Source organism: Microbacterium salsuginis (genome assembly GCF_012524205.1).
In the GTDB taxonomy this organism is placed as follows: Bacteria; Actinomycetota; Actinomycetes; order Actinomycetales; family Microbacteriaceae; genus Microbacterium; species Microbacterium salsuginis.
The window spans coordinates 502,735-527,256 of record NZ_JABACI010000005.1; the positions used below are offsets into that span (position 1 = coordinate 502,735).

At 71.2% G+C, this 24,522-nt stretch carries 18 protein-coding genes; 11 read left to right on the forward strand and 7 right to left on the reverse strand.

The window, feature by feature from the left end; translation table 11 throughout:
• The first annotated feature begins 76 nt into the window (after window positions 1-76).
• The 7 genes from idi to HF576_RS18505 are packed head-to-tail and all read left to right on the forward strand — an operon-like array spanning window position 77 to window position 5,692.
• Window positions 77-625, forward strand: a complete 549-nt coding sequence (idi, locus tag HF576_RS18475) for an isopentenyl-diphosphate Delta-isomerase (protein ID WP_168914277.1) — start codon at window positions 77-79, stop codon at window positions 623-625.
• Window positions 622-1,677, forward strand: a complete 1,056-nt coding sequence (locus HF576_RS18480; protein ID WP_168914278.1) for a polyprenyl synthetase family protein — start codon at window positions 622-624, stop codon at window positions 1,675-1,677. Before idi ends, HF576_RS18480 begins: the two co-directional genes overlap by 4 nt.
• On the forward strand, window positions 1,674-2,558 hold the full coding sequence (locus HF576_RS18485) for a phytoene/squalene synthase family protein (protein WP_168914279.1): 885 nt from the start codon (window positions 1,674-1,676) through the stop codon (window positions 2,556-2,558). The genes HF576_RS18480 and HF576_RS18485 overlap by 4 nt, the downstream gene beginning before the upstream one ends.
• Window positions 2,559-2,563: 5 nt before the next feature.
• Entirely contained in the window at window positions 2,564-4,126 is a 1,563-nt protein-coding gene (gene crtI, locus HF576_RS18490) for a phytoene desaturase family protein (RefSeq protein WP_168914350.1), read from the forward strand.
• Between the two features lie 2 nt (window positions 4,127-4,128).
• The gene (locus HF576_RS18495; RefSeq protein WP_168914280.1) at window positions 4,129-4,482 is read left to right on the forward strand and encodes a lycopene cyclase domain-containing protein; all 354 of its coding nucleotides are present in this window, start codon (window positions 4,129-4,131) and stop codon (window positions 4,480-4,482) included.
• Entirely contained in the window at window positions 4,479-4,802 is a 324-nt protein-coding gene (locus HF576_RS18500) for a lycopene cyclase domain-containing protein (protein WP_168914281.1), read from the forward strand. The genes HF576_RS18495 and HF576_RS18500 overlap by 4 nt, the downstream gene beginning before the upstream one ends.
• Entirely contained in the window at window positions 4,799-5,692 is an 894-nt protein-coding gene (locus HF576_RS18505) for a prenyltransferase (RefSeq protein WP_168914282.1), read from the forward strand. The genes HF576_RS18500 and HF576_RS18505 overlap by 4 nt, the downstream gene beginning before the upstream one ends.
• Before the next feature lie 98 nt (window positions 5,693-5,790).
• Here the strand turns inward: HF576_RS18505 and HF576_RS18510 are convergent, their stop codons facing one another.
• Together HF576_RS18510 and HF576_RS18515 are read right to left on the reverse strand one after the other, a co-directional pair.
• On the reverse strand, window positions 5,791-8,715 hold the full coding sequence (locus tag HF576_RS18510) for a UPF0182 family protein (RefSeq protein WP_168914283.1): 2,925 nt from the start codon (window positions 8,713-8,715) through the stop codon (window positions 5,791-5,793).
• Window positions 8,716-8,800: 85 nt separating this feature from the next.
• The gene (locus HF576_RS18515) at window positions 8,801-9,925 is read right to left on the reverse strand and encodes a S16 family serine protease (RefSeq protein ID WP_168914284.1); all 1,125 of its coding nucleotides are present in this window, start codon (window positions 9,923-9,925) and stop codon (window positions 8,801-8,803) included.
• A 147-nt stretch (window positions 9,926-10,072) separates the two neighbouring features.
• On the opposite strand from HF576_RS18515, the gene HF576_RS18520 reads away from it, so the two are divergent.
• Entirely contained in the window at window positions 10,073-11,575 is a 1,503-nt protein-coding gene (locus tag HF576_RS18520) for a zinc-dependent metalloprotease (RefSeq protein WP_168914285.1), read from the forward strand.
• Between the two features lie 765 nt (window positions 11,576-12,340).
• Here the strand turns inward: HF576_RS18520 and HF576_RS18525 are convergent.
• The gene (locus HF576_RS18525) at window positions 12,341-14,137 is read right to left on the reverse strand and encodes an ATP-dependent helicase (RefSeq protein ID WP_168914286.1); all 1,797 of its coding nucleotides are present in this window, start codon (window positions 14,135-14,137) and stop codon (window positions 12,341-12,343) included.
• A complete protein-coding gene (gene nudC, locus HF576_RS18530; protein ID WP_168914287.1) occupies window positions 14,134-15,048 on the reverse strand; it encodes an NAD(+) diphosphatase in 915 nt (304 codons plus the stop codon). The genes HF576_RS18525 and nudC overlap by 4 nt, the downstream gene beginning before the upstream one ends.
• 60 nt (window positions 15,049-15,108) lie before the next feature.
• Here nudC and HF576_RS18535 point away from each other — a divergent pair, with 60 nt between their 5' ends.
• Window positions 15,109-16,413, forward strand: coding sequence for a protein kinase family protein (locus tag HF576_RS18535; protein ID WP_168914288.1), 1,305 nt, complete (start codon window positions 15,109-15,111; stop codon window positions 16,411-16,413).
• A 10-nt stretch (window positions 16,414-16,423) separates the two neighbouring features.
• Here HF576_RS18535 and HF576_RS18540 read toward each other — a convergent pair whose 3' ends face one another.
• Together HF576_RS18540 and HF576_RS18545 are read right to left on the reverse strand one after the other, a co-directional pair.
• Window positions 16,424-19,744, reverse strand: coding sequence for an ATP-dependent DNA helicase (locus HF576_RS18540; protein ID WP_168914289.1), 3,321 nt, complete (start codon window positions 19,742-19,744; stop codon window positions 16,424-16,426).
• The gene (locus tag HF576_RS18545) at window positions 19,741-22,929 is read right to left on the reverse strand and encodes an ATP-dependent helicase (RefSeq protein ID WP_168914290.1); all 3,189 of its coding nucleotides are present in this window, start codon (window positions 22,927-22,929) and stop codon (window positions 19,741-19,743) included. The genes HF576_RS18540 and HF576_RS18545 overlap by 4 nt, the downstream gene beginning before the upstream one ends.
• Window positions 22,930-23,087: 158 nt before the next feature.
• On the opposite strand from HF576_RS18545, the gene HF576_RS18550 reads away from it, so the two are divergent.
• The gene (locus HF576_RS18550) at window positions 23,088-23,312 is read left to right on the forward strand and encodes a DUF3107 family protein (protein ID WP_168914291.1); all 225 of its coding nucleotides are present in this window, start codon (window positions 23,088-23,090) and stop codon (window positions 23,310-23,312) included.
• Between the two features lie 10 nt (window positions 23,313-23,322).
• Window positions 23,323-23,613, forward strand: coding sequence for a hypothetical protein (locus tag HF576_RS18555; RefSeq protein ID WP_168914292.1), 291 nt, complete (start codon window positions 23,323-23,325; stop codon window positions 23,611-23,613).
• A 36-nt stretch (window positions 23,614-23,649) separates the two neighbouring features.
• Here HF576_RS18555 and HF576_RS18560 read toward each other — a convergent pair whose 3' ends face one another.
• Entirely contained in the window at window positions 23,650-24,363 is a 714-nt protein-coding gene (locus tag HF576_RS18560; protein ID WP_168914293.1) for a ferritin-like fold-containing protein, read from the reverse strand.
• Window positions 24,364-24,522: the final 159 nt, after the last annotated feature.

Consider the following 24,522-nt stretch of genomic DNA (forward strand, 5'->3'; position numbering starts at 1 on the left):
CGTTGCCTCCCCATACGTTGTAGCATCGCACAAGAGAAGTCGCTAGATAGGCTAGCGACTTGGCGAGGAGCGAGCGATGGTGGACACCGACCACGTGATCCTGCTGGACGACGAGGGGCAGGCCATCGGCACTGCACCCAAGAGCAGCGTGCACGGCACCGAGACCGCGCTGCACCTGGCGTTCTCCTGCCATGTCGTCAACAGCGACGGTCACGTGCTGGTGACGCGCCGAGCGCTCGGCAAACGCGCTTGGCCGGGCGTGTGGAGCAACTCCTTCTGCGGCCACCCTCGCCCGGCCGAGCCGGTCGTGGCGGCGGTCCGCCGACGGGCCGACTTCGAGCTGGGCCTCACGCTGACCGACCTCGAGCTGGCCCTCCCCCTGTTCCGCTACCGTGCGACCGATGCCAGCGGCATCGTCGAGCACGAGGTCTGCCCGGTCTACACCGCCTTCACCGACGATGAGCCGGTGCTCAACCCTCTCGAGGTCGTCGACGCTCAGTGGGTGGATCCCACCGCGCTCGCCGTGGCGATCGAGGCGACGCCCTGGGCGTTCAGTCCGTGGCTCGTGCTCCAGGCGCAGCAGCTGAACCTGTTCGGCACATCGTCGCGGCGGAGAGCCTCGTGATCGAGGTCGCGGAGGCAGCCGAACTCGACATCGCGATCGACGGCGCCCTGACGCGCATCCGCGACCGCGCCGCAGGGGTCGGCCCCGGTTTCGAGGCGCTCGGCGATGCGATCACGCGTGCCGCGCGGGGCGGCAAGAGGTTCCGGCCCGCGCTGGTGGCGGCATCCTTCCGCTCCTTTCCGGCGGGCGAGCGCGACACGCCCGCGGTCCTCAGCGTCGCAACGGCCTTCGAGCTGCTCCATACCGCGTTCGTGGTGCACGACGATGTCATCGATCACGACGTCGTCCGCCGTGGCGTTCCGAACGTCGCGGGTGAGTTCCGGGTGCGCGGGCGCCGCAGCGGTGCCGACGAACAGGGCGCCGCGCAGCTGGGCGATGCCGCCGCGATCCTGGCCGGCGACCTGCTGCTGCATGAAGCGATCCGCCTCGTGGCGATGGCCGATGTCGAGCCGCCCGTGCGCCAGCGCCTGCTCGCGCTCGTCGACGACGCGATGTTCGTCTCGGCAGCCGGCGAGCTCGCCGATGTCGAGCACAGCGTCGCGGCGGACTGCGCCCCCGCCGAGCAGATCTTCGATGCCGCATTCAACAAGACGGCCGTGTACTCCTTCCAAGCCCCGCTCCAGGCGGGGGCCGTGCTGGCGGGCGCGACCTCCGACGCCGTACGCGTCCTCGGCCATGCCGGCGGGCTCCTCGGTCTCGCCTTTCAGCTCGTCGACGACCTGATCGGCGCCTTCGGCACACCGGAGCAGGCGGGACGCGACAGCGGCGGCGACCTCCGTGAGGGCAAACGCACTCCGCTGGTCGCGCTCGCGCGGGAGTCGGCGCAGTGGTCGGACGTGGACGCGACTCTCGTCCTCGCGCGCACCGGCCCCGTCGCGGTGCAGGATGCACGGCGGGCACTGGACGCCAGCGGGGCACGCGAGCGGCTGCGTGCGGTGATCGATCAGACACTCGCGGAGGTGCGCGACACATCGCTCGATCCTGTGCTGCCGACCGCCACAGGCCACTTGCTCCGCACACTCGCCGGCGGGATCGAGGGACGCATCCCATGAGCCTCGCGCGCCGACGACGCGGTGGCCCGACGGGGCTCGCCCTCTATGACGAGACGGCGAGGGATGCTGCGGCCACCGTGATCGCACGCTACTCGACCTCGTTCTCACTCGCGTGCCGGCTGCTGGGGCCTCGCCCACGGCCGCATGTGCGGTCGGTCTACGCGCTCGTGCGCATCGCCGACGAGATCGTGGACGGACCCGCTCGCACCGCAGGACTCGACGACGACGTCATCCGTGCCGTGCTCGACGACCTGGAGCACGAGACGCTCGCGGCGATCGGCCGTGGCTACAGTGCGAATCTCGTCGTGCACGCCTTCGCCGCGACCGCCCGCGAGTGCGGCATCGACGAGCGGCTCGTGGGACCCTTCTTCACGTCCATGCGTACGGATCTGTCGACGAGCCGGCACGACCGGGCTTCGCACGACGCGTACGTGTACGGCTCGGCCGAGGTGGTAGGACTGATGTGCCTGCGCGTGTTCGTGAACGCCGGGGCTCCGCGGCCGCTCGAGCCGTCGGCGACCCTCACCGAGGGCGCCCGCCGACTGGGTGCCGCCTTCCAGGAGGTGAACTTCCTGCGTGACCTCGACCACGATGCGACGGCGCTGGGTCGGGACTACCTCGGTCTTGACCCGAGGCGATCGCGCACCGCAGTCCTGGACCGGATCGACGCCGACCTGGCGGCCGCGGCCGCGACGATCCCGTTCCTGCCTCCGGACTGCCGCCGTGCGGTCACGGCGGCGCACGATCTGTTCGCCGAGCTGTCCACGAGACTGCGCGCCGACGACGGCGACCTGCGACGCGTGCGGGTGCCCGACTCGGTGAAGGCCCGGCTCGCCGCGCGAGCGTGGCTGGGTTTCGCGCCGCGGGCGGCCCGGGCATGACGGCGATGCGCACCGGAGCGGGCCGAGAGGCGATCGTGATCGGCGGTGGCGTTGCCGGCCTGGCGACCGCCGCGCTGCTCGGAGCCGACGGCTGGCATGTCCGGGTGCTCGAGTCGCGGGACGAGCTCGGCGGACGTGCGGGCAGCTGGGAACGCGACGGCTTCCGGTTCGACACCGGGCCGAGCTGGTATCTCATGCCCGACGTCTTCGAGCACTTCTTCCGGCTGCTCGGCACCACTGCCGCCGGCGAGCTGGACCTCGTCCCGCTGGACCCCGCGTATCGCGTGTACTCCGACCCCGCGACCGGCGCCGAGCCGCTCGATGTGCACTCGGGTCGCGCGGCGGCCACCGCCCTGTTCGAGAGCGTCGAGCCGGGCGCCGGAGCCCAGCTCTCGCGCTACCTCGACTCGGCCGCCGATGCGTACGAGCTCGCGACGACACGCTTCCTCTACGACACCTACGAGACCACCGCCGGGCTGCGGGACCCGGCGCTGGTGAAGCGGATGCCCCAGCTGGCGCCGTTGCTGACCCGCACGCTCGCCTCCCACGTCGAGCGGCGCTTCGCCGATCCGCGCCTACGACAGATCCTGGAGTATCCCGCGGTCTTCCTCGGCGGGTCGCCGTACGGTGTACCCAGCCTGTACCACCTCATGAGCCACCTCGACCTGGACGACGGCGTGCTCTATCCCCGCGGCGGCTTCGTCGAGATCGTGCGCGCCATCGCCCGGCTTGCCGAGGCATTCGGAGCCGTCATCGAGACGGGTGCGCGGGTGACCGCGATCACGACGGAGGGCGGCGAGGCCTCGGGGGTGGTGCTCGAAGACGGACGCCGGCTGTCGGCAGACCTCGTGGTGTCGGGCGCGGACCTGCACCACACCGAGACCGAGCTCCTCCCCCGAGCCCAGCAGAGCTACCCCGAGCGGTGGTGGCGTCGCCGCACGCCCAGCCCGGGAGCCCTGCTGGTGCTCCTCGGGGTCGAAGGAGAGGTGCCGCAGCTCACGCACCACACGCTGCTCTTCGCGAACGAGTGGCGCGCGGGTTTCGACGACATCTTCGGACCTCGCCCGCGCGTGCCGGATCCTGCCTCGCTGTACGTGTGCCGGCCGAGCGCGACCGACTCGACCGTCGCTCCGGCAGGGCACGAGAACCTGTTCGTGCTCGTTCCGGTGCCCGCCGACACCTCGCTGGGCCGGGGCGGCGAGCAGGGTGCCGGTGACCCGCGCATCGAGGCGGCGGCCGATCGTGCCATCCGTCAGATCGAGGACTGGTGCGACATCCCGGGGCTGAAGGAGCGCGCCGTGGTGCGCCGCACGGTCGGCCCGGCGGACTTCGCGGCGGACTTCGGGGCGTGGCGGGGGAACGCCCTCGGTCTGGCTCACACCCTCGGCCAGAGCGCGGTCTTCCGGCCCCGCAACGCCTCCCGCAAGGTCCCGGGGCTGGCCTACGTCGGCGCGTCCACACTGCCGGGCATCGGGCTGCCGATGTGCCTCATCTCCGCCGAACTGGTGGTCAAGCGCCTGCGCGGCGACCGCTCCCCCGGTCCGATCGCCGAACGTGCGAGAGTGTGAGCGTGCCCGGTCTCTACCTCGGCGCGATCCTGCTCTCCGCCGCGGGAATCGCGCTTCTCGACCGCCGTTGGTCGCTGGCGGGTTGGCGCTCGCCCGTTCGCACCGGCGTCGCGGTCGCTGTCGGCACCGGCTTCTTCCTCGCGTGGGACGCAGCGGGCATCGCGGCCGGCGTCTTCGTCAAGGGTGAGAGCCCGCTGCTGCTCGGCATCGACCTCGCTCCCCACCTTCCGCTCGAGGAGCCGTTGTTCCTGGCGTTCCTGTGCTATCTCGCGCTCGTGACGTGGGGGGCGACGCTCCGCGGGATCGAGAGGCGGACGACGGATGCCTCGGCACCGGCAGGATCGGACCGCGCATGACGTACGGACTCATCGTGCTGCCGTTCGCCGCCGTGACGGTCATCGCGGTCCTGTTCACACTTCGGCGCCCCCGCTTCGGACGCCGCATGGCGGCATCGGGCATCGCCGCGGCCGTTGTCGTGGTGCTCACTGCGGTGTTCGACAACGTCATGATCGCCGCCGATCTGTTCTCCTACCCGCCCGACCAGATCTCCGGCGTGCGCATCGGGCTCGCACCCATCGAGGACTTCTCCTACGCGGTGTGCGCCGCCTTCCTCGTACCCGCCGTCTTCACACTGCTGCCGAGCCGGCGAGTCCCGCCGGCCGAGGAACGCTCATGAGCGCCGCATCCTCCCTGGGCGTCGGCGCCCTCGCCCGACGACTGCTGGTCTCTTCACGCCCGGTGAGCTGGGTGAACACGGCGTATCCCTTCGCGGCCGCGTACCTGCTCACGGCACGCGAGATCGACGTGGCCCTCGTGGCCGGAACGCTGTTCTTCCTGGTGCCCTACAACCTCGCCATGTACGGCATCAACGACGTGTTCGACTACGAATCCGACGTGCGCAACCCGCGCAAGGGCGGCGTCCACGGCGCGGTCCTCGAGCGCCGCCTTCATCGGCCGACCCTGTGGGCGGCCGGTCTGTCGTGCGCGCCGTTCGTGATCTACCTCGTCGCCATTGGGTCGCCGACGTCTTGGCTGGTGCTCGCGGCGAGCCTGTTCTTCCTGGTCTTCTACAGTGCGCCCCCGCTGCGGCTGAAGGAGCGCCCGTTCGCGGACTCGGTGACCAGCAGCATCCACTTCTTCTCGCCGGCCGTCTACGGGCTCGTCCTCGCCGGCGCGGTATGGACGTGGCAGCTGGTGGCGATCATTCTCGCTTTCGCGTTGTGGGGCATCGCCTCGCACGCTTTCGGTGCGGTGCAGGACGTCGTGGCCGATCGCGCGGCGGGCATCTCGTCCATAGCGACCTTCCGAGGCGCCGCGTGGACGGCCCGATTCGCCCTGGCCTGCTACACCCTGGCGGGCGTCATCATGCTCGGCACCGAGTGGCCCGGCCCGCTCGCCGCCTTCGTGACCCTCCCCTATCTCGTGACCGTGTGGCCATACCGCTCGATCGCGGACGAGAACGCTGCGGCAGCGACACGCGGCTGGCGCCGTTTCCTGTGGCTCAACCAGGTCGCTGGCTTCCTCATCACGCTGCTCCTCATCTGGTACGCCGTCCTCACCGACTGACCCGCCACGCGGTGACGCACAGTCTCCGGTGCTCCCCGACACGACACTGAGGGCCGGCCCGATTGGGCCGGCCCTCAGTGTCGTTCGTGAAAGCGCTACTACTGCGCGCCGAGCTCGATCAGTCGCTCCACGGCGGCTGTCAGACGGTCATCGGCCTCGGCGAAGGCCGTGAGGTCGCCCTCACGCAGCGCGGCATCCCTGTCGAGCATCGCCTGCTGCGCCTCCTGAAGCGCCGCCTGGTACTCGTCGGTCGGCTCGGCGGGCTCGGTCGGCTCCGTGGGCTGTGCAGGGTCGGTGGGACCCGGCGTCGGAGTCGGTCCCGGCGTCGGAGTGATCTCGCCGTCGCCGGCATCCGCCCCGGAGTCGCCGCCGAAGAGCACGTCCAGTGCCTCGTCCAGCGTGTTCTCGAAGGCGATGCGGTCACCGAAGGCCACGAGCACGCGCTGCAGCGTCGGGAGCTGCGTGCTGCCCGAAGACTGCACGAAGACCGGTTGCACGTACAGCAGGCCGCCGCCCACAGGCAGGGTCAAGAGGTTGCCGTTGAGCACGTCCGACTGGCCCTGCGACAGGATGTTGATCTCGGCCGAGACCGCAGGATCGGCGTTGAAGGTGTTCTGCACCTGGCCGGGACCCGGCACCGGGGTGTCGGCGGCGATCTCGAGCATGCGCAGTTTGCCGTAGTCGTCGCTCTTCTTCCCCGCCTCGCTTCCGGCGTTGGAGTCCACCGCGAGGTAGCCCATCATGACGTTGCGGCTCGCCCCGCCCTCGGACGACGGGATGAAGGTCGTGAACATCGAGTAGGTCGGCTGCTCCTGCCCCGGCATCTGCATCGTGAGGTAGTACGGCGGCTGGTAGGTGCCGGCATCCTGCGGGTCCTCCGGCGTCGCCCACGCGTTGTCGCGCTGGAAGAACGCGCGCGCGTCATCGACGTGGTAGACGCCGAGCAGTGCCCGCTGGATCTTGAAGAGGTCGGTCGGGTACCGGACGTGGCTCATGAGCTCGCCCGACATCTCGGTGATCGGCTCGATCGTGTTGGGGTACACCTTCTGCCACGTCTGCAGGATCGGGTCCTCGGGCTCCCACGCGTACAGCTTCACCGAGCCGTCATACGCGTCGACGGTCGCCTTGACCGAGTTGCGCACGTAGTTGATGTCGTCGAGCGCGAACCGCGGAGCGGGGTTGCTCGAGTCCGAGATCGCCTGCTGCAGGCTCACCGTCGAGGAGTACGGGTAGTTCGCGCTGAGCGTGTATCCGTCGACGATCCAGACGATGCGGCCGTCGACGACGCTCGGGTACGGGTCGCTGTCGAGCGTGAGGTACGGAGCCGCCTTCTGCACGCGCGAGAGCGGGTCGCGGTCGTAGAGGATCTGCGACTCCTCGTTGACGTAGTCCGAGAAGAGGATCTGCTCGGACTGGAACTTCAGCGCGTAGATCAGACGGTTGAAGACATTGCCGACCGAAGGACCGCCGTCGCCCTCGAACGTCGTGCGGGTCTCGTTCTCGGATGTACCGTCACTTCCGGACGGATAGTCGAGCTCGACCGGCTCGGATCCTTCGGGTGCTCCGACGATCGAGTACGGCGGCGAGTTCTCGCCGAAGTACACGCGCGGCTCGAAGTCCTCCTGGGCCGACAGCACGCCGGTCGTGGGCAGGCCGCGCTCGATGAACTCGGGGAAGCCGTCGTCGGTGCGGGCGTTGCCCTTGGCCGCGACCAGTCCGTAGCCGTGTGTGTAGACGACCGTGGTGTTCTGCCAGTTCGAGGCGGCACCGAGGCGTTCGACGTCGAGCTCGCGGACGGAGACGATCGTGTCCTGCGACTGTCCGTCGATCTCGTAGCGGTCCACGTCGAGAGTCTCGGGGAACTGGTAATACGCGCGGTACTGCTCCTGCTGGCGCACCGTCGGGCTGATGATCGCGGGGTCCATGATGCGGATCGACGCGGTCGTCTCGGCATCTTCACGCAGCTGGCCCGGCTCCACGTCGGTGACCGCCTCGAAGTCGCTCTTGTCGAGACCGTCGATGCCGTAGGCCTCTTTGGTCATCTCGATGTTGCGCTGGTAGTAGTCGCTCTCGAGGCGCAGCTGGTTGGGCTGCACCTGGAACGTGCGGACCACCCAGGGGTAGCCGACACCCAGCACGATCGCCGAGACCACGAGCAGCGCCGTCGCGATGAGGGGGTAGCGCCACCGGCCGATGACCGCGGTGACGAAGAAGAGCACGGCGACGATCACGGCGGTGAACGCCAGGATCGTCTGCCCCTGGATGACGGCGTTGGCCTCGGTGTATCCGGGTCCGGTGATGCGCCCGGCGGCGCCCGGCTCGACGAGCGTGCGGTACCGGTCCAGCCACAGGCTCACGCCCTGCACCAGCAGGTAGAGGCCCGCGATCACCGCGAGCTGGATGCGCGCCGACTTCGAGATGCGCAGCTCGCGCTGCCCCACGCGCACCGAGCCGTACAGGTACGACACCAGCGCCGTGACCAGCAGGCACACCAGGAGGACGGCCGAGGTGAATCCGACGAGCGCGCCCCAGAACGGCAGCGCGAACATGTAGAACCCGGTGTCGAGGTGGAACTGCGGGTCGGTCGTCTCGGTGGCCACGCCGTTGAACCACAGCCACGTGGTCTCCCACTGCGCCGAGGCGGCGAAACCGGCGAAGAAGCCGAAGAAGACCGGGATTCCCCACATCGCCAGGCGGCGCAGCGGCTCGACGACCTCCTGATAGCGATCCAGCTGCGAGCTCAGGCGGGCATAGACCGGGCGCAGCCGGTAGGCGAGCTGGATCGCCAGCCACACCGGCACCGCCATGCCGAGGAAGCCGATGACGAACATCAGGACGCGTGCGCCCCACTGGGTCAGCAGCACCGAGTCGAATCCGAGCTGGTCGTACCACAGCCAGTCGGCGTACAGGCTGGCGAAGACGAAGAACGCCACCACGAGCGCGGCGATGATGGCGAGCGTGATGGCGATGACGCGGCGAGAGCGGGAGGGTGTGGCCGAGGTCGGCGCGGAGGTCGTGGTCACCGTCCCATCCTAGGCGGCTGGTTCTGGGCGGCCGCCGAGTCCGCGCTGGGCGAAATCCGCGAGAAGTCGATGAGTCCCGGGCGACTCACCGCGCGGTGCACCGAGGCAGCCCCGCAAGGTCGCCGTCCTCGCGGACGGCGTCCAGCACGGCGAGGGCGTCGTCGAGGTCCTCGACGGCGAACACCTCGAGGTCTCCGGGGATGTGGCCGACCACCTCGTCGCAGTTCGCCTCGGGCGCGAGGAACACCTGCGCTCCGGCATCCAGTGCTCCCCACAGCTTCTGACGGATGCCGCCGATCGGGCCCACCTCGCCGCTCGCCGTGATCGTGCCCGTGCCCGCGACCCGTTCGCCGCCGTTGAGCTCTCCGGGCGTGAGCGTGTCCATGATCCCGAGCGCGAACATCATGCCGGCGCTCGGACCGCCCACGTTGTTCAGCTGGATCGTGACGTCTATCGGGAAGTCGTAATCGGTGGTGAGGGACACACCGATGCGCCACGCGGTCTCGCCTTCGAGCGTCGATTCCTCGGGCGCGACCTCGACGGTCTCCTCTTCACCGTCACGCTCGATGAGCAGCTCGACCGGTGCCCCGTCGCCGTCGTCGATGATCTCGCGGAGCTCGTCGACGTCGGTGAGACTCTCGCCGTCTGCGCCGAGGATGATGTCCCCCTCCTCGAGGATCCCCTCGGCGGGTGAGCCGTCGGTCAGCGAATGCACCGACAGACGGCCGTCGACGTCATATCCGAGCTCGACCAGCGCCGCCGCCGTCGCCTCCGCTTGCGAGTCGACCATCATCGCCGCGCTCTGTTCGTTGCGCTGCTCCGTGGTCTGCCCCTCGGGGAACACGGCGTCGATGGGCAGCACCGCCTTGCTCGGGTCGAACCACGCCATCGCGAGCTCGAACCACGACGGCGTGCGCTCGCGATTGCCCTGCACCTGGACGGTGAGGAGGTCGAGCGCCCCCGCGGTCGGGAACGTCTCGGCTCCCTCGACGGAGATCAGCGGCACTTCTTCGCCATCGGCCGATTCGGCCGAGCCCAGCGTGTTGTACACCGGGCCGGGCTGCTGGATCACATACGAGGTCGGCAGGAACGTGATGATCAGGAGGACGACCATCGCGACGGCGAGCGCCCAGATGCCCGCGAGCGCGCGGCGCGACATCCGCGGCCGCGGCGCGGGCGCGATCGTTGTGTTCTCGTCGAACAGGGCCACGCGGGACCTCTCTCTGTGCCTACTCGGGTGGGAGTGCCTGGTCGTTCGCGACCGGCGTAAGGCGTGAGCGGTCCCTGCCGGGTGGTGCGACGGATGCTGCGACTAGCGTAGAGCGCGAGGAACCCGACCGGCTGAAAGGCGGCTGAAGTGGCAGGCGACGACCCCAACTCCGGTGACGAGCAGAGCCCGGAAGAAGAGTTCCAGGACCTCATCCGGCAGCTGTTCGGCGGCGGCGCCGGCGACATCGATCCCGAACAGCTCTCGCGACTGTCGGGCATGAACATCGACCCCGCCATGATGCAGGCCGTCATGCAGCAGCTCCAGGGTGCGTTCTCGGGCGCGGGCGAGGGCGGGATCGCGTGGGACATGGCCAAGCGCCAGGCCCTGCACATCGCCAACCAGGACGGTCTGGGCGTGACGACCGGCCAGCGCACCGACCTCGACCAGGCCTTCGCCCTGGCGGCGCTGTGGCTGAGCGAGGCCACCACGATCTCCGAGCTCGCCAGCCCGCCTCAGTCGATCACACGCGGCGCATGGGTCGAAGCGACGCTGCCGGTGTGGCAGGAGCTGGCCGAACCGGTCGCGACGAGCATCGCCGACGCCCTCACGACCGCCCTCAGCGAGCAGGCGCCGGATGACATGCAGGGCCTCGTGCAAGGCGCCGGCCGGCTCATGCGCACCGTCGGCGGCTCGCTCTTCGCGTCTCAGCTCGGCCAGGTGGTCGGCAGCCTCTCGAAAGAGGTCGTGAGCGGCGGTGATGTCGGCATCCCGCTGATGCCCGACGGCCAGGCGGCGATCCTCCCGCAGAACTTCGCCGACTTCGGCCGGGATCTCGAGGTGCCCGAGGATCAGCTCGCCCTGTATGCGGCCACGAGGGAACTCGCCCACGCCCGGCTGTTCCGCCACGCCCGATGGCTGCGGCTGCACGTGATCTCGCAGGTGACTGATTTCGCCCGCGGCGTGCACGTCGACACCGGCGCCCTCGAAGAGCTCGCGTCGCGGTTCGACCCGTCCGAGCCCGAGGAGCTTCGACGGGCGCTCGAGAGCGGCGCACTGCTCCCTGAGCGGTCCGAGGCGCAGAAGGCCGCCCTCGCGCGGCTCGAGAACCTCCTGGCGACGATCGAGGGATGGGTCGAGGTCGTCACCGAAGACGCCACGTCGCGGCTGCCCTCCGCGCAGCGCATCGCCGAGGCGGTGCGACGCCGGCGCGCCGTCGGCGGGCCGGCCGAGCGAGCCCTCGGCACGCTGGTGGGTCTCGAACTGCGCCCGCGTCGCATGCGCGAGGCTGCGGCGATGTGGCGTGCGGTGACGGATGCCGTTGGCCCGGCAGCGCGCGACGCACTGTGGGACTACCCCGACCTGATGCCCGGAGCCTCCGACATCGACGATCCCGCGGCGCTGGTCGCGCGGCTCGAAGCGCGTGCACGGGGCGAGGAGCCGGCGCCGGACGAGATGGACGACGCGCTGGCGAAGCTTCTGGCGGGCGAGGATGCGCCCAACGCCGACGCGGTCGAGGACAGCGCCGGGGAAGGCTCCTCGGGCGACCGTGCGGACGACGCGACCACCCACGAGGCAGGCACGGACGAGGCAGCCAAGGACGACGACGGACCGCACGACGACGGACCGCCCGAGGATCACCGGCCGGTGTAGCCGCCCTTCCTCCACAGGCGGGAGGCCGCAGGCGGTTCCTGCTCCCGCCCTGTGGATACCGGTTCGCGGCGGATCGGGCCGGGCAGGATCGGAGCATGCTGCGCATCGATCCTGCCCATCCCCCGGTCTGGCGCACGGCGAGCGTCCTGCAGTTCGGAGCCGACCCGGTCGCCCTGGTCGAGGATCCGCAGCCGTGGCAGCTGCGTGTGGTGCGCGAGCTCGAGAACGGCGTGCCCGACGGCGCGTTCGTGTCGTTCGCGCAAGCGCTGGGCGCCCCGGACGCAACGGCCGCCACACGATTCCTCTCGCGCATCCGTCCCGCACTGCTCGCGCCGCGCACCGAGAACGGGACCGTCACCCTGCATGCTGCCGACGAGGTGTCCGAGACGCAGCGCGCGGCTGTCCATGCCGGCCTCGTGGCCGTCGGTCTCGAAGTGCGAGACGCCGAGCCGTTCGCGCCGCTCAGTGCCCCGCGGCCGGCAGCGGACGCCGTGGTTTTCGTCGTGCACCGCGTCGTCACGCCGCGGTCGGCAGCGGCGCTCATGGCCGACGACGTTCCTCACCTGCCGGTGGTGCTCACCGGGTCGGGGGCAGAGGTAGGCCCGTTCGTGCTCCCGGGGGTGTCGCCGTGCCTCTCGTGCGTGGCCGCTCACCGCCGCGAGCGCGACCCCCACTGGCCGGCCGTGGCGGCGCAGCTGATCGGCCGCGCGGTCGACCCCGACGTCGCCGTCACATGGGAGGCCGGGGTCGTCGCAGGCAGGCTGCTCAGCGACGGGGCGCGACGCCGCGGGACATCCCGGAGCCGCTCGGTGACCCTGCGCGCCGGTTCCCTCCACCGGAGCGTGCGGCTCCATCGACCGCACGCAGAGTGCCGCTGCCGATCTCTCGCAGGAACCGGGACGGCTGACGCTCCCGTCCTCCTCGAGACCAGGTCAGCGACAGCGTTCGCCCGGCCCGCGTGATGCCGACATATGCCAGGCGGCGTTCCTCGTCGACCTGTTCGAAGGTCGTCGCATACGAGATGGGCAGCAGTCCTTCGGCCACCCCCACGAGATGCACGTGGTCCCACTCCAGGCCCTTGGCCGCGTGCAGCGTCGCCAAAGTCACCGTTCGCAGTGCCGGCTCATCGTGGGTCTTCGCGCGTGCGGCGAGCTCGTCCGTGAATGCCCGCAGCGTGGTGCCCGCGGGCGCCTCCTGCGCAAGTCTCAGCAGCGCCGCCCTGGCCTCCCACGCATCGCGCAGCGCCCCGCCCGCCTGCGGCGGATCATCGGTGAGGCCGACGGAGCGGAGCACGTCGCGCACCGTCTCGATGAATCCGCCTTCGAGAGGCGCGACCGACGCACCCCGCAGTGCCATGATCCCCTGACGCACCTCGGGGAGGTCGAAGAACCGGCGCCCCCCGAGCACGCTCGCCGCGATCCCGACATCCGAGAGCGCCGCGATCAGCTCGGCGGACTGGGAGTGGGCGCGGTAGAGCACCGCGATGTGACGCGGATCGATGCCCTCGTTGATCTGCGCCGCGATCCGCGCGGCCACCGCGCGGGCCTCGGCCCGGTCGTCGTCGTACGCCGTGACCGTCGGGAGCGGAGCCTCCGGCGCCTCCGTGTCCGTGGGGGCAGCGGTCGACGCAGCCGAGTCCGCCGCTGTCAGACGCAGCGCCCCGGGCCGCCCGCGCATGAGCTCGTTGGCCACGCCGAGGATCGCAGCATCCGACCGGTAATTGGTCTCGAGGCGCACCACGCGGGCGTCCTCGTACCGTTTGTCGAATTCGAGCAGGAACCGTGCCTCGGCGCCCGCGAACGAATAGATGGTCTGGCTGGCGTCGCCCACCACGCACAGGTCGCGACGGTCACCGAGCCACAGCTCGAGCAGCCGGTTCTGCAGGGGCGAGACATCCTGGAACTCGTCCACCGTGAAATGCCGGTATTGCTCGCGGACCGCTTTCGACACCTTCGGCTCGGCCTCCAGCATGCCGGCACAGGCGAGGAGGACGTCCTCGAAATCGAGCTGGCGGCGCTCGTCCTTGAGCTTCTCGTACGCGCGCTGCAATGCCACGACCCGGTCGGCGTTGAGTCGGCCGATCCCGTTCGGACGCGCGAGCGCGTACTCCTCGATGCTCAGCATCGACACCTTGCGCCATTCGATCTCGCTCGCGACGTCGCGCAGTGTCGCGACATCCGGGCTGATCCCGATGCCGTCCGCAGCGTGGGCGAGAAGACGCACCTTGTTGTCCACGATGCTGGGGGCGGTGTCGCCGGCGAGCGTCGGCCAGAAGAAGTTCAGCTGCGCCAGCGCGGCGGCGTGGAACGTGCGAGCGGCCACCCCTTCGACACCGAGAGCGCGCAGCCGACCGCGCATCTCGCCCGCCGCCTTGGCGGTGAACGTGACGGCCATCACCCGGCCCGGCGAATAGGCGCCGGTGTCGACACCGTGGGCGATGCGGTGCGTGATGACACGGGTCTTGCCCGTTCCCGCACCGGCCAGCACCGCGACGGGACCGCGCAACGCGGTCACGGCCTCTCGCTGGTGCTCGTCGAGCCCATCGAGCACGCGCGCGCTCATCGAGGCCCCGCGTGCCAGTCGCTGATCAGGCGATGCGCGATCGAGGAGGGCCCCGGCAGGGCCACATCGCCGTCGCCGGCGAGCGCCGCGCCGATCTCGTCTCGAGTGAACCAGCGGACGGCCACGATCTCTTCGCCGTCCGGGCGGGCTGCGCCGTCGTCGACGGCCGAGGCGAGGAAGCCGACCATGAGCGAACGCGGGTACGGCCACGCCTGGGAGCCGCGATACGAGACGACGTCGACCTCGATGCCCGACTCCTCTGCGACCTCCCGCTGCACCGCCGCCTCGAGAGACTCGCCCGCCTCGACGAACCCCGCGAAGCACGAGTACCGGTTCGCACCCCACAGCGCGTTCGAACCGAGCAGGAGCAGATCCGGGTCGTGCGCACTGGTGATCGCGACGATGACCGCGGGATCGGTGCGCGGGAAGTGCTGCCGACCGCACGCCGGGCAGCGGCGCGACCACCCCGCGTCGATCAGGTCCGTCTGGGCGCCGCACGCGGGACAATGCGGCGCATCCAGCAGCCAGCGACCAAGGCTCAGCGCCTCGACGAAGATGCCGGCGTCACGCGCGGAGAGCGAGCCGCCGACCGTACGCAGGCCCGCCCAGCCGGCCGGCGCGGCGAACAGCCGTTCGTCGGCGCCCGGGAACACCGCGGCCAGCACCGCGGCGCCGTTGGCATCGCGGCCGAGGAACGCCCAATACGCGGCATCCGGAACCTCGTCCGTGCCCACCAGCAGCAGGGTGTCGGGACCGGCGAGCGGGGCTCGGTCGCTCTCGATCACGAGCACCCGCGTCGAGGGATCCGAGCGAGCCGCCTCGACCAGGCCAGGGCTCATCCGCTCCTCGGCGGCGCGATCCAGCTCGGCACGGGCGAGCGGAGGCAAGCTCGCGCTGTGGGGCGCCGTCATCGAGGGTCCTCCAGGGCGTGGCGCGGGGGCGGACGAGCATGCCCGACCTACCCTGGGCACATGGCACGCTCACCCCTCACTCTAGCCGCGTCCATCACGTCGGCACTGCCCAGGGTCGGCGTCGTCGGAGTCGGCGCGCTGACCGAAGGCGCGACCGGCCGCTACGACTCCGCCGTGGCCGAATTGGACGACGGACGCCGAGTGGTCGTCCGCGCACCCGCAGAGGCGGCAGCCGGCGCGGAGCTCGCAGCCGAGGTCCGCGCACTGCGCGCCCTCACGCCCGGAGTCCGCGGGCTGCTTCCGTTCCGCGCGCCGGAGCTGCTGGGCGAGGCGGGACTCGGCGACTCGCGCGTCGTCGTGGTGGACTTCCTGCCGGGCTACCGGGTGGACGCGGCACACCTGCCTCCCGGGCGCGGCGCCGCCACGTCGCTGGGCGGTGCGCTGGCCGCTCTGCATGCGCTGCCCGCCTCGGTCGTCCGCGCCGAAGGGCTCCCCGCCCGCACGACGGCGCAGGTGCGCGCCGATGTGGAACGGCTCATCGACCGTGCAGTTGCCACCCGCCGCCTTCCGACCGGGCTCGAATCGCGGTGGCGGCGCGCGGTCGACGCCGATGAGATGTGGCGCTTCGAGTCGACGGTCGTGCTCGGCGGTGCGGGCGCGGCGTCCTTCCTGTTCGAAGATCTCGAGGGCGTCCCCACAGTGACCGGCCTGCTGGAGTGGCATGGCCTGTCCATCGGCGACCCGGCGACCGATCTGCAGTGGCTGGCATCCGCACCCGCGGCGGCCGACGACGTCTACGCCGCGTATGTCTCGCACAGCGGGCGCGCACCCGACGCGCGGGCTCGTGAGCGTGCCCGGCTCTACGCCGAGCTCGAGTTCGCGAAATGGCTCGTGCACGGTCATGACTCCGGCCGCGACGACATCATCGCCGACGCCATCGAGCTGCTGGAGGCGCTGGCCGCGGGCGTTGCCGGCGAGCAGTTCGCGACGGATGCCGCGCTCGGTGTGGACGACGCCATCGCCCTGCTGGATCGCACACCGGACGCGACCCCGTCTTCTGTGGACACCTCGATGCACACCGACGCGTACGACCCCGAGGAACTCGCCCAGTGGCTGGCGGATGAGCACGAGGACGACTCCGACGCGACGAGCGAGGACGACGGCCATCACGCGGAGGCCACGAGCGAGGTGGCGCCGGACGACGCCCCGCGGGACGAAGCGACCGCGGCCGCCCACGACGAGGTGTCGACGGCACCGATCGTCCTCCCGGTTCCTCCCGCAGCGACCCGTCAGGATGACGGTGACGCCGTCGCCGACGCCGAGCGCGCCTCCGAGGCGGCGTTGCGGCGCTGGATGGCCGACTGAGCCGGCGAGGTCACGCGCGCAGGATGAGATCCTCACCCACGTAGAAGAGCGCGACGTCGATCTCGTCGAGCGGAACCCCGTGCTTGGCGTGGTAGGCCTGACGGTACAGCTCGAGCTGCAGCATCCGTTCGTCCTTCTCAGCGGGAGTACGCGGAGCAGCCCCCGTCTTCCAGTCCACGATCTCGATCCGCCCGCCGCGGTCTTCGCGGTGGTACACCGCGTCGAGCTTGCAGATGACGATGTGGGGCAGCCCATCAGGGCCCACCGTCGTGAAGTCGATTTCGGTCTCCACCTCGACGGGCCGCAGCGAAGCCCACTCCGACGCGAGGAAACGCTCGCGGAGCACGGCGAGCGCCGCCCCATCCTCGGCCGACGCCTCGGTACCCGGGGCATCGTCGTCGGTCTCCCACAGGGCGTCGTCGAGTGATCCGCCCAGGCCCGAGCGGCCGGAGCGCTGCTCGACCCACGCGTGGAACAGCGTTCCGAGCCGGGTCTGCCGGAAGGGGCGCTCCGGCAGCGGGCGAGAGAGCCGGGCGAGGGTTCCCTCGAGGTCGCCGGCGTACTCCTTGTAGCGGGATGCGGCGATGCGCGTGGGTGCGCGCCGCACCGGGTCCCCGCGGCGGGCCTCGCGCTCGGCGAGCAGCAGCGCCGCGTGCCGATCCAGCTCGTGCCGTGGCGCGGCCATCGCGGCCTCGACCGCGGCCGCGGCGGTCTGCACCGCTTCCCTCCGCGCGCCGAGAGGATCGATCGGCCATTGCAGCGTGCGGCGTTCGCCCTGGTATGGGTCCTCCCCCGGCTCATCGGGCGACAGGGGTACGCCCAGTGCGTCGGCGATCTCGACGTAGAACGTGCTGCGGGCACGCGGACGCTTGGTGCCCGACCAACTGGACCCCGTCAGCAGCAGATGGTCACGGGCACGTGTGACGGCCACGTAGGCCAGGCGACGGTCCTCTTCGAGCTGACGGGCGCGATTGGCCTCGACGAACGCGTCCAGTGCCGCCTTGAGCTCCTGCTGCGTCTGGGCGGATCGCCACGCCAGAGCGGGGAGCCACGGCGCGTCCCCGCGGAACGTGAACGGCAGCACGCCGAAGCCGAGCCAGGCCTTCGTGTCACGGGGGGCGCTCGGCAGCTCGTCCTTCACCAGCCGGACGACCGCCACGGCATCCCACTCGAGTCCCTTCGACCCGTGGATGGTGAGCAGCTGCACCACGTCGTCCTCGGGCGGCTCGGTGCGGGGAGCGAACTCGTCGAGCTGCTCGGCGTGGTCGAGCCAGGCCAGCAGGCTCGAGAGCGAGCCGGTCTCGTCGGCTGCCAGGAACGCGTGGACCTCGTCGACGAAGGCCCGCAGCTGCGCGGACGCGATGCGCGCGGGGCCGCGTGCTTCGTTCGCGGCCAGCTCGACGTCCAGCCGCAGCTCCAGCTCCACCAGCCGCACCAGTTCGGGAATCGGCATCCCGACCGCCTGGCGCAGCCCCGCGAACACCGATGCCGCCTCACGCAGACGCTCGCGCGCCTCCGCGGTGAACCCGCTGAGCCAGCCGTGCTCGGGCGGGTGGCGCAGGACGAAGTCCAGCGCGTCCACCAGGGAGCCGTCGTCATCGCCGGCGCTGCCGCGGATGCGCTCGACGACCTCTGGCGACAGCGGCTGCAGCGCGGCGTCGTGTCGCGCGATGCGGCGTGCCAGCGCGGCGAGCTCTCGAAGATCGGGCAGCCCGATCGCCCATCGCGGCCCCGACAGGAGGCGGATCAGCGAGGAGCCGGCTGAAGGGTCGCTGATCACGCGCAGTGCGCAGACGACATCGACCACTTCGGGCGTCGACAGCAGACCGCCGAGACCGAGGATGCGATGAGGGATGCCACGCCGGCCCAGCGCGTCGCCGAACCGCACCATGTGCTTCTTGCTGCGGAACAGGACCGCTCCCGTCGTCGCCAGGCCGCCGCTCGCGCGGTGTGCGCGCACACCCTCGAACCACGCGGCGACCCGCTCGGCCTCAGCGTCGAGGTCGGCGTCGAAGGCGAGCTCGACCGCGCCCGCCGGGGCGCCGGGTCGTGCCCTCAGCTCCTGCACCGGCACGCTGGCCGACGGCGCCAGCGGTGCGAGCACGGCGTTGGCCGCGGTGAGGACGGCCGCGCTGTTGCGCCAGCTCGTCAGCAGCGCGTACCGGGCGCACACCCGACCCGGCGAGAACGCGGCGGCGAATCCGCCCAGATTGCCCGCGCTGGCCCCACGCCAGCCGTAGATCGCCTGGTGCGGGTCGCCCACGGCCATCACGCCCATGTCGGCGAACAGCCGTGCCAGCAGATCGGTCTGCACCACCGAGGTGTCCTGATACTCGTCGAGCAGGATGACGCGATACCGGGCACGCAGCTCCTCGGCGACCGCGGGATGGCCGGCGACGACCTCGAGCGCACCGGCGACCTGGTCGGAGAAATCGATCACGCCCAGGCGCCGCTTCTCCGCTGAGTATTCACGAGCGAGGTCGGACAGGAGTGCGAGCGCGCCGACTTTGTCGGCGGCCTCGGTGACATCGGCATAGACCGTCGTGCCCTTCCGGGTGGACGGCAGGTCGAGCACTGTGCGGAACTGCTCCGGGAAGGCGGCAAGCACGTCGAAGTCGACCAGGTTGTCGACACCGTCCCGCGCGATGCGCAGTGCCGCGTCCACGATGCTGCGCACGGCCTCGCCGCGCTCCTCCAGCCGTGGATCGTCCGAGGCGAAGACGACGCGGCGCATCAGCAGCCAGGCGGCGGATTCCGACAGGACGGCGGCTTCCGCATCCCTCCCGATCCGCACCGCGTGCTCGCGCACGATCTGGTCGGCGAAGCTGTTGTAGGTCGCGACGGTCGGCCTGTGCAGCAATGCGTCGTCGTCGACGTCCTGTGGCACTGCCGCCACGGAGCGCACCAGGGCGTCCATCGCCTCGAGACGAGCGGACGTGGCACGTGCGCCGTCGCCGCCCGCTCGTTCGAGCTCGCCGAACACGGCCAGCCGGCCGGCGTCCGCCAGCCCGGGCAGGAACGGCAGCAGGCCGCGACGCTCGAATTCGGCGAGCCGGGTCAGACGCTTCTGGATCCGCTCCGCGAGCTCGCCGGCGGCCTTGCGCGTGAACGTCAGTCCGAGCACCTCGTCGCGCCGCACCAATCCGTTCGCGACCAGCCACACGACGCGCGAGGCCATCGTCTCGGTCTTGCCGCTCCCGGCGCCGGCCACGACGAGCGCCGGTTCGAGAGGTGCTTCGATGACGGCCGTCTGCTCCTCGGTCGGCGGGAACTGTCCGAGCGCGGCGGCGATGACCCGCGCGGACAGCACGGGTGGGACGGCACCGCTCATGAGGCGCTCACCGCGCCGATCGTGTGGATGCGGCAAAGACCGTACGCATGTTCGTCGCGGCAGTGCTCCTCATAGGGTGCGGTGAACGTCGTCCCGCGCATGACCGTGACCGCGGTGCGGATGCGCGTGAGGAACGCATCGCGGCGCTCGTCGTCGAACGGCGGCTGCCACGGCGTCGCATAGTCCGCCCTGGTCGCGGTCGGCCGCAGCACCAGGAGCTTGGCCCCGCCTGCCGGATGTCCCGCAGCCGCGGGAATGGCTCCGGCTTCGAACGCCAGCTGATAGGCGCCGAGCTGCGGATTGTCGATCACCTTGGCATCGGTCTGCGGCTCCCGCTTGCCGGTCTTGAGGTCCATGATCACGACGGTCCCGTCGGGTGTGAGCTCGACCCGGTCGATGTACCCCGACAGCACCACGCCGTGTTCGCCCGGCTCGGCGTCCTCGATCGGGATCGGCACCTCGAAATGGGGCTCGGCGCCGATCAGCACGCCTCCGGACTGCTCGAAGCGGTGCAGATACAGGTGCAGGCGCCGTACGAGATCGCGAGCCCTGGTCTGCTCAGCGCGATCGCGCCACGCCGCCTCGAACGACAGCTCCCCCCAGCGGGATTCGACCTGTGCCCACAGACTCGCCTCGTCCGTGCCCTCGGCGTGTTCCAGTGCGGCGTGGATGATGGTGCCCAGTCCCGCTGTCGTGCTGCCGGGATCGCCGCCGAGGTCGCCGATGACCCAGTTCAGCTCGCATTCCTCGAGCGCGTGGAGCCGCGACGGCGAGACCCGCACGTCTTCACGAGACAGGTCGCGAAGCGGACCCGTCGAGGTCGGCGCCATCACGCCGTACCACTCGCGGGGCGCTGCTCCCGCGACGCCCGCGTCCGCGAGCAGCGCGAGCTGACCCGCCGCGCGGTCGCGCGCGGCACGAGGACCGGCTTCGGTCAGCGCGCGCCGGTGGCGGGACACGAGTCCGCGCAGGGTGAGCGGGTGATCCAGCGCGTAGCGCTCCGGGTCGGGAAGCAGTTCGAAGAACACACTCGGCCCGGTGTCGTCGTCGTCCACGGCGGTCACCACGACCCGCGCGCTCGCCCGCGACAGCGCCCGAGCGAGCAACCGCAGCTCGTCATGCATCGCGGCGCGGCGCCGGTCGAGGACGCCGGCGGCCTCGGAATCGGCCCGTGTGGCGGCATCCGCCAGCCGCCAGGTATCGAGGAGGCTGCCGCGCAGCCGGGTGTTCGGCCAGACGCCGTCCTGCACGCCGGCGACGATGACGGTGTCGAACTCGAGCCCGAGGGCCCCCGCCGGGGTGAGGATGCGCACCGCGTCATCGCGAACCGGCGCATCGAGCCTGTCCTCGGCGACACCACTGTCGAGGATGCCGCGGACGAAGACCCGCGGGTCGGCGTCGAGGGAGCGCTCGACGAAGCGCTTCGCCGCCTGGAAGAGCGCGACGAGCGCGTCCAGGTCGCGGCCGGCCTGCTCCGCGAGGGGTCCGCGGCCACGGGCCAGCTCGGCCCACACGCGTTCGAGTCCGCTGCGGTCCCATGCCGTCCACAGCAGCTCGTGCGCCGTCGCGCCCCGTTCGAGCTCCTCGCGCAGCGCCGCGAGGGTGCGAGACAAGGCCGCGGCGCGGCGGGCCTCCCGCGTGTCGAGCAGGTCGAACTCCAGCGGCTGGCGCATGGCCGACAGCACCAGCTCGCGGCCGGAGCGCTCGGCGACGGCATCCGTTCCGGGTTCCTGCAGGCGTCGCAGCTCGGTGTGGCGCAGCGTCGATCGCAGGCGTCGCAGCTCTATCGGGTCCAGGCGCCCGTACGTGCCCAGCAGTGCGCCCTCGACGTCCTCGAAGGTCCACTCCTCGCGTCCGGCGAGGTCGATCAGCCGCAGCAGGTCGCTCACTGGACGGTGCGCGCCCAGCGCCCGGCCGGGTCCGCTCGCGCGCGCCGGTACCTCACGCGCGGCCAGTTCGGCCTCGAGCGCGGTGACCTGTCGCGTGTCGTGCGCGATCACTGCGCACGCATTCCAGGGCACGCCGTCATGGACGTGCCGCTCCCGCAGCAGGCGGGCGATCGCGTCGAACTCCTCTGCCGCCGAGCGCAGCGTGAGAGCACGGACCGAGTCGTCCGGTTCGGCGTCGCCCGACCCGCCACGGTGGGCGACGACCCCGACGGCGCCGATGCGCTGTGTGATGCGCCGCACGAGGTCGCGCTGCCACGCGGTGCCGCGGTGCGACCGATCGAGCACGTGGATGGCTCCGAGCGAGGTCGCGAGGCGGGCGAAGTTCTCGGGCGTCGCGCCGCGGAACGAGCCCGAGCCGACATCCGGGTCGCCGAAGGCCAGGACGGCCGCGCCGCGCTCCTTCACCGCCTCGAGAAGCTCCACGCCGCCGAGGGTGAGCTCTTGCGCGTCGTCCACGATCACGACCTGGACCCGGTCGATGGCGGGGATGCCGCGCGCCGCGGTCCTCAGGAGGCCGACGGCCTCTCGCACCAGCCCTGCGGCATCGCGGTGCGCACCGCGCATGTCGGCGCGCACCTGCAGGTACTCGGCGAAGAACGAGGCCAGCGACCGCCACGCGGCGTTGTCATGCCGCTCCCCGAGCGCCTTAAGCCGTCGCGGCGTGATCCCGAGGGTCGTGCATTCCGCAAGGAAGGTGCGCACCTCGGTCCGGAACCCGGCGGTGCCCCGGATCGCGGCCCCGAGCGACTCCGGCCAGCGACCGGCGCCGGCGGCCTCGTCCTCTTCGTCGCCCTCCAGGAGGTCGCGGATGATCTGGTCCTCGTCTCCCCCGGTGAGCAGCTGGGGCGGCTCGGCCTCCGTGGCGACGGTGTGCGCGCGCACCAGCTGGAACGCGTAGGAGGCCACCGAGCGCGCCAGCGGCCCGGAGGTCGCGCGCCGCACCGCCAGCCCCAGCCGATCGCGGAGCGCCGTCGCCGTCTGCCGGGACGGGGTCAGCACGAGGATCGCGTCGGGGTCGACCCCCGCTTCGACGAGGGCCGCCACACGCGCGACGAGGGTCGCGGTCTTGCCCGATCCCGGGGCGCCGACGACGACGCCGGACGCGTCGACCGGAAGCCCCAGCACCTTCTGCTGCGCCGGATCCGCCGTGAGTCCCGCAGCCACCGCAGCAGCGGGCGCGGTCTCGCCGGCAGGCGCGACAGACCCGGCAATCCGCTCGTCCTGCCGTAACACCATGACCTCGACGGTAGCGCGGCAGGCCGACATCGGCCGTTCGCCCAGAGCGTTCTCCCGGCGGCCGGGAGCCTTCGCGGGGTGTCGTAGAGTTGCCATGCGTCCGGGGACCCTCAGCCTTTCGGCAAGCACACCGTCGCCCCGCGCAGGAGGTCAGTCACGTGGAGATCCGCATCGGCATCGCGAACACCGGCCGCGAGCTCAACTTCGAGACGAACGAGCCCGCTGCCGACGTCAAGAAGTCCATCGCGACGGCGCTGGACGCCAACGCGACGCACGTCACCTTCTCCGACGCGAAGGGCAACTCCTACATCGTCCCCACGGCGGCGCTCGCCTACATCGAGCTCGGCACCGAAGAGTCCCGCCGCGTCGGCTTCGTCGCCTGAGCCACCCGCCATGCAGATCCTGCTCGCCTTCATCGTCGGCGCCGCCGTCGGCACCGGCATCCATTTCCTGCTGCACCAGCGACTGACGCGCGGCGTGGTCGTCGCGCCGATGGCGGGCGCGATCTCGGCGGGCCTGGCGTGGACGATCCTCACGTGGGCCGGAATCGGCATCGACACGCCGTGGCCGTGGCTCGCCGCGCTCGTGGTGCCGATCGTTGTCGTCTATCCGCTCGTGATCGTGCTCACTCGCGTGCGTCTGGCGGCCGACGCCCGCGAGAAGGAGCGCCTCGGGATCGTCTGAGCCGCTGCTCCCGATCTCCGTTCCGCCGGGAACCGCTCAGGCCGCGAGACCCATCGCATCCATCCGCCGTGAGTGCGCCGCCATCAGCTCGGTGAAGACCGGCTCGACCTTGTCCTGGCCGGCGGCGCCCAGGGTCAGCGGTCGCAGCGCCCCGCGCGCGATGAGCAGAGTGTCTCCGACCAGACGCCGGCCCCACAGCGCGAGCAGCGACTTCCACTCGGGGTCGCTCGCGATGGTCTCGCCGATGAGATCCACGATCGCCTGACGGTCGTCGTCGGCATGCAGGATGCGGGCGACCCTGTCGCCGGTCTCGCCGTAGCTCGCCGACAACGCGAGGTAGAAGTCGTCGAGCATTCCCGCGGTGATGTGCACCGAGAGCATGGTCTCCTCCGGTCGCACGCCGTGCGTCGCGTGCCGGAACGCGTCGAGCGGCTCGCGGAAGGGGAGCATCAGCTCCGTCGGCTCGGCACCCCGCTCGCGGATGAGCGCGACCAGCGCCTCATGCTTGGTGAGCGCCGCGCCGGCGGCCCGCGACAGGGCTTCCTTCTCGCCGAGTTCGGGCGTGGTCTGGATCAGCTCGCTCAGCGTCTCGAAGAAGCCGAGCTGCAGATACGCGGCCTGACCGAGGAAGGTCTGGATGTCGGGGGCGAGCTCCTCGAAGTCGACGCGGTTCGCGCCGCCGAGCTCGTCGCGCGACCTGAGCTGCAGCTTGCGCCCGGTGTCGCGCCGCTGCCAGAACCACTTCACCACGCTGACAGCCTAGGACCTCCGGTATCCTTGACCCGGCCCCGGCGTCGGATCGGGGCGCCCGCGCCTGTGGCTGAGAGTAGGGCGTGGATTCCATCTCCCGCCCGCGCGCCGCCGACGGCGCCGCGCCAGGGCACGGACTCAGGCAGCATCTCACTGCCG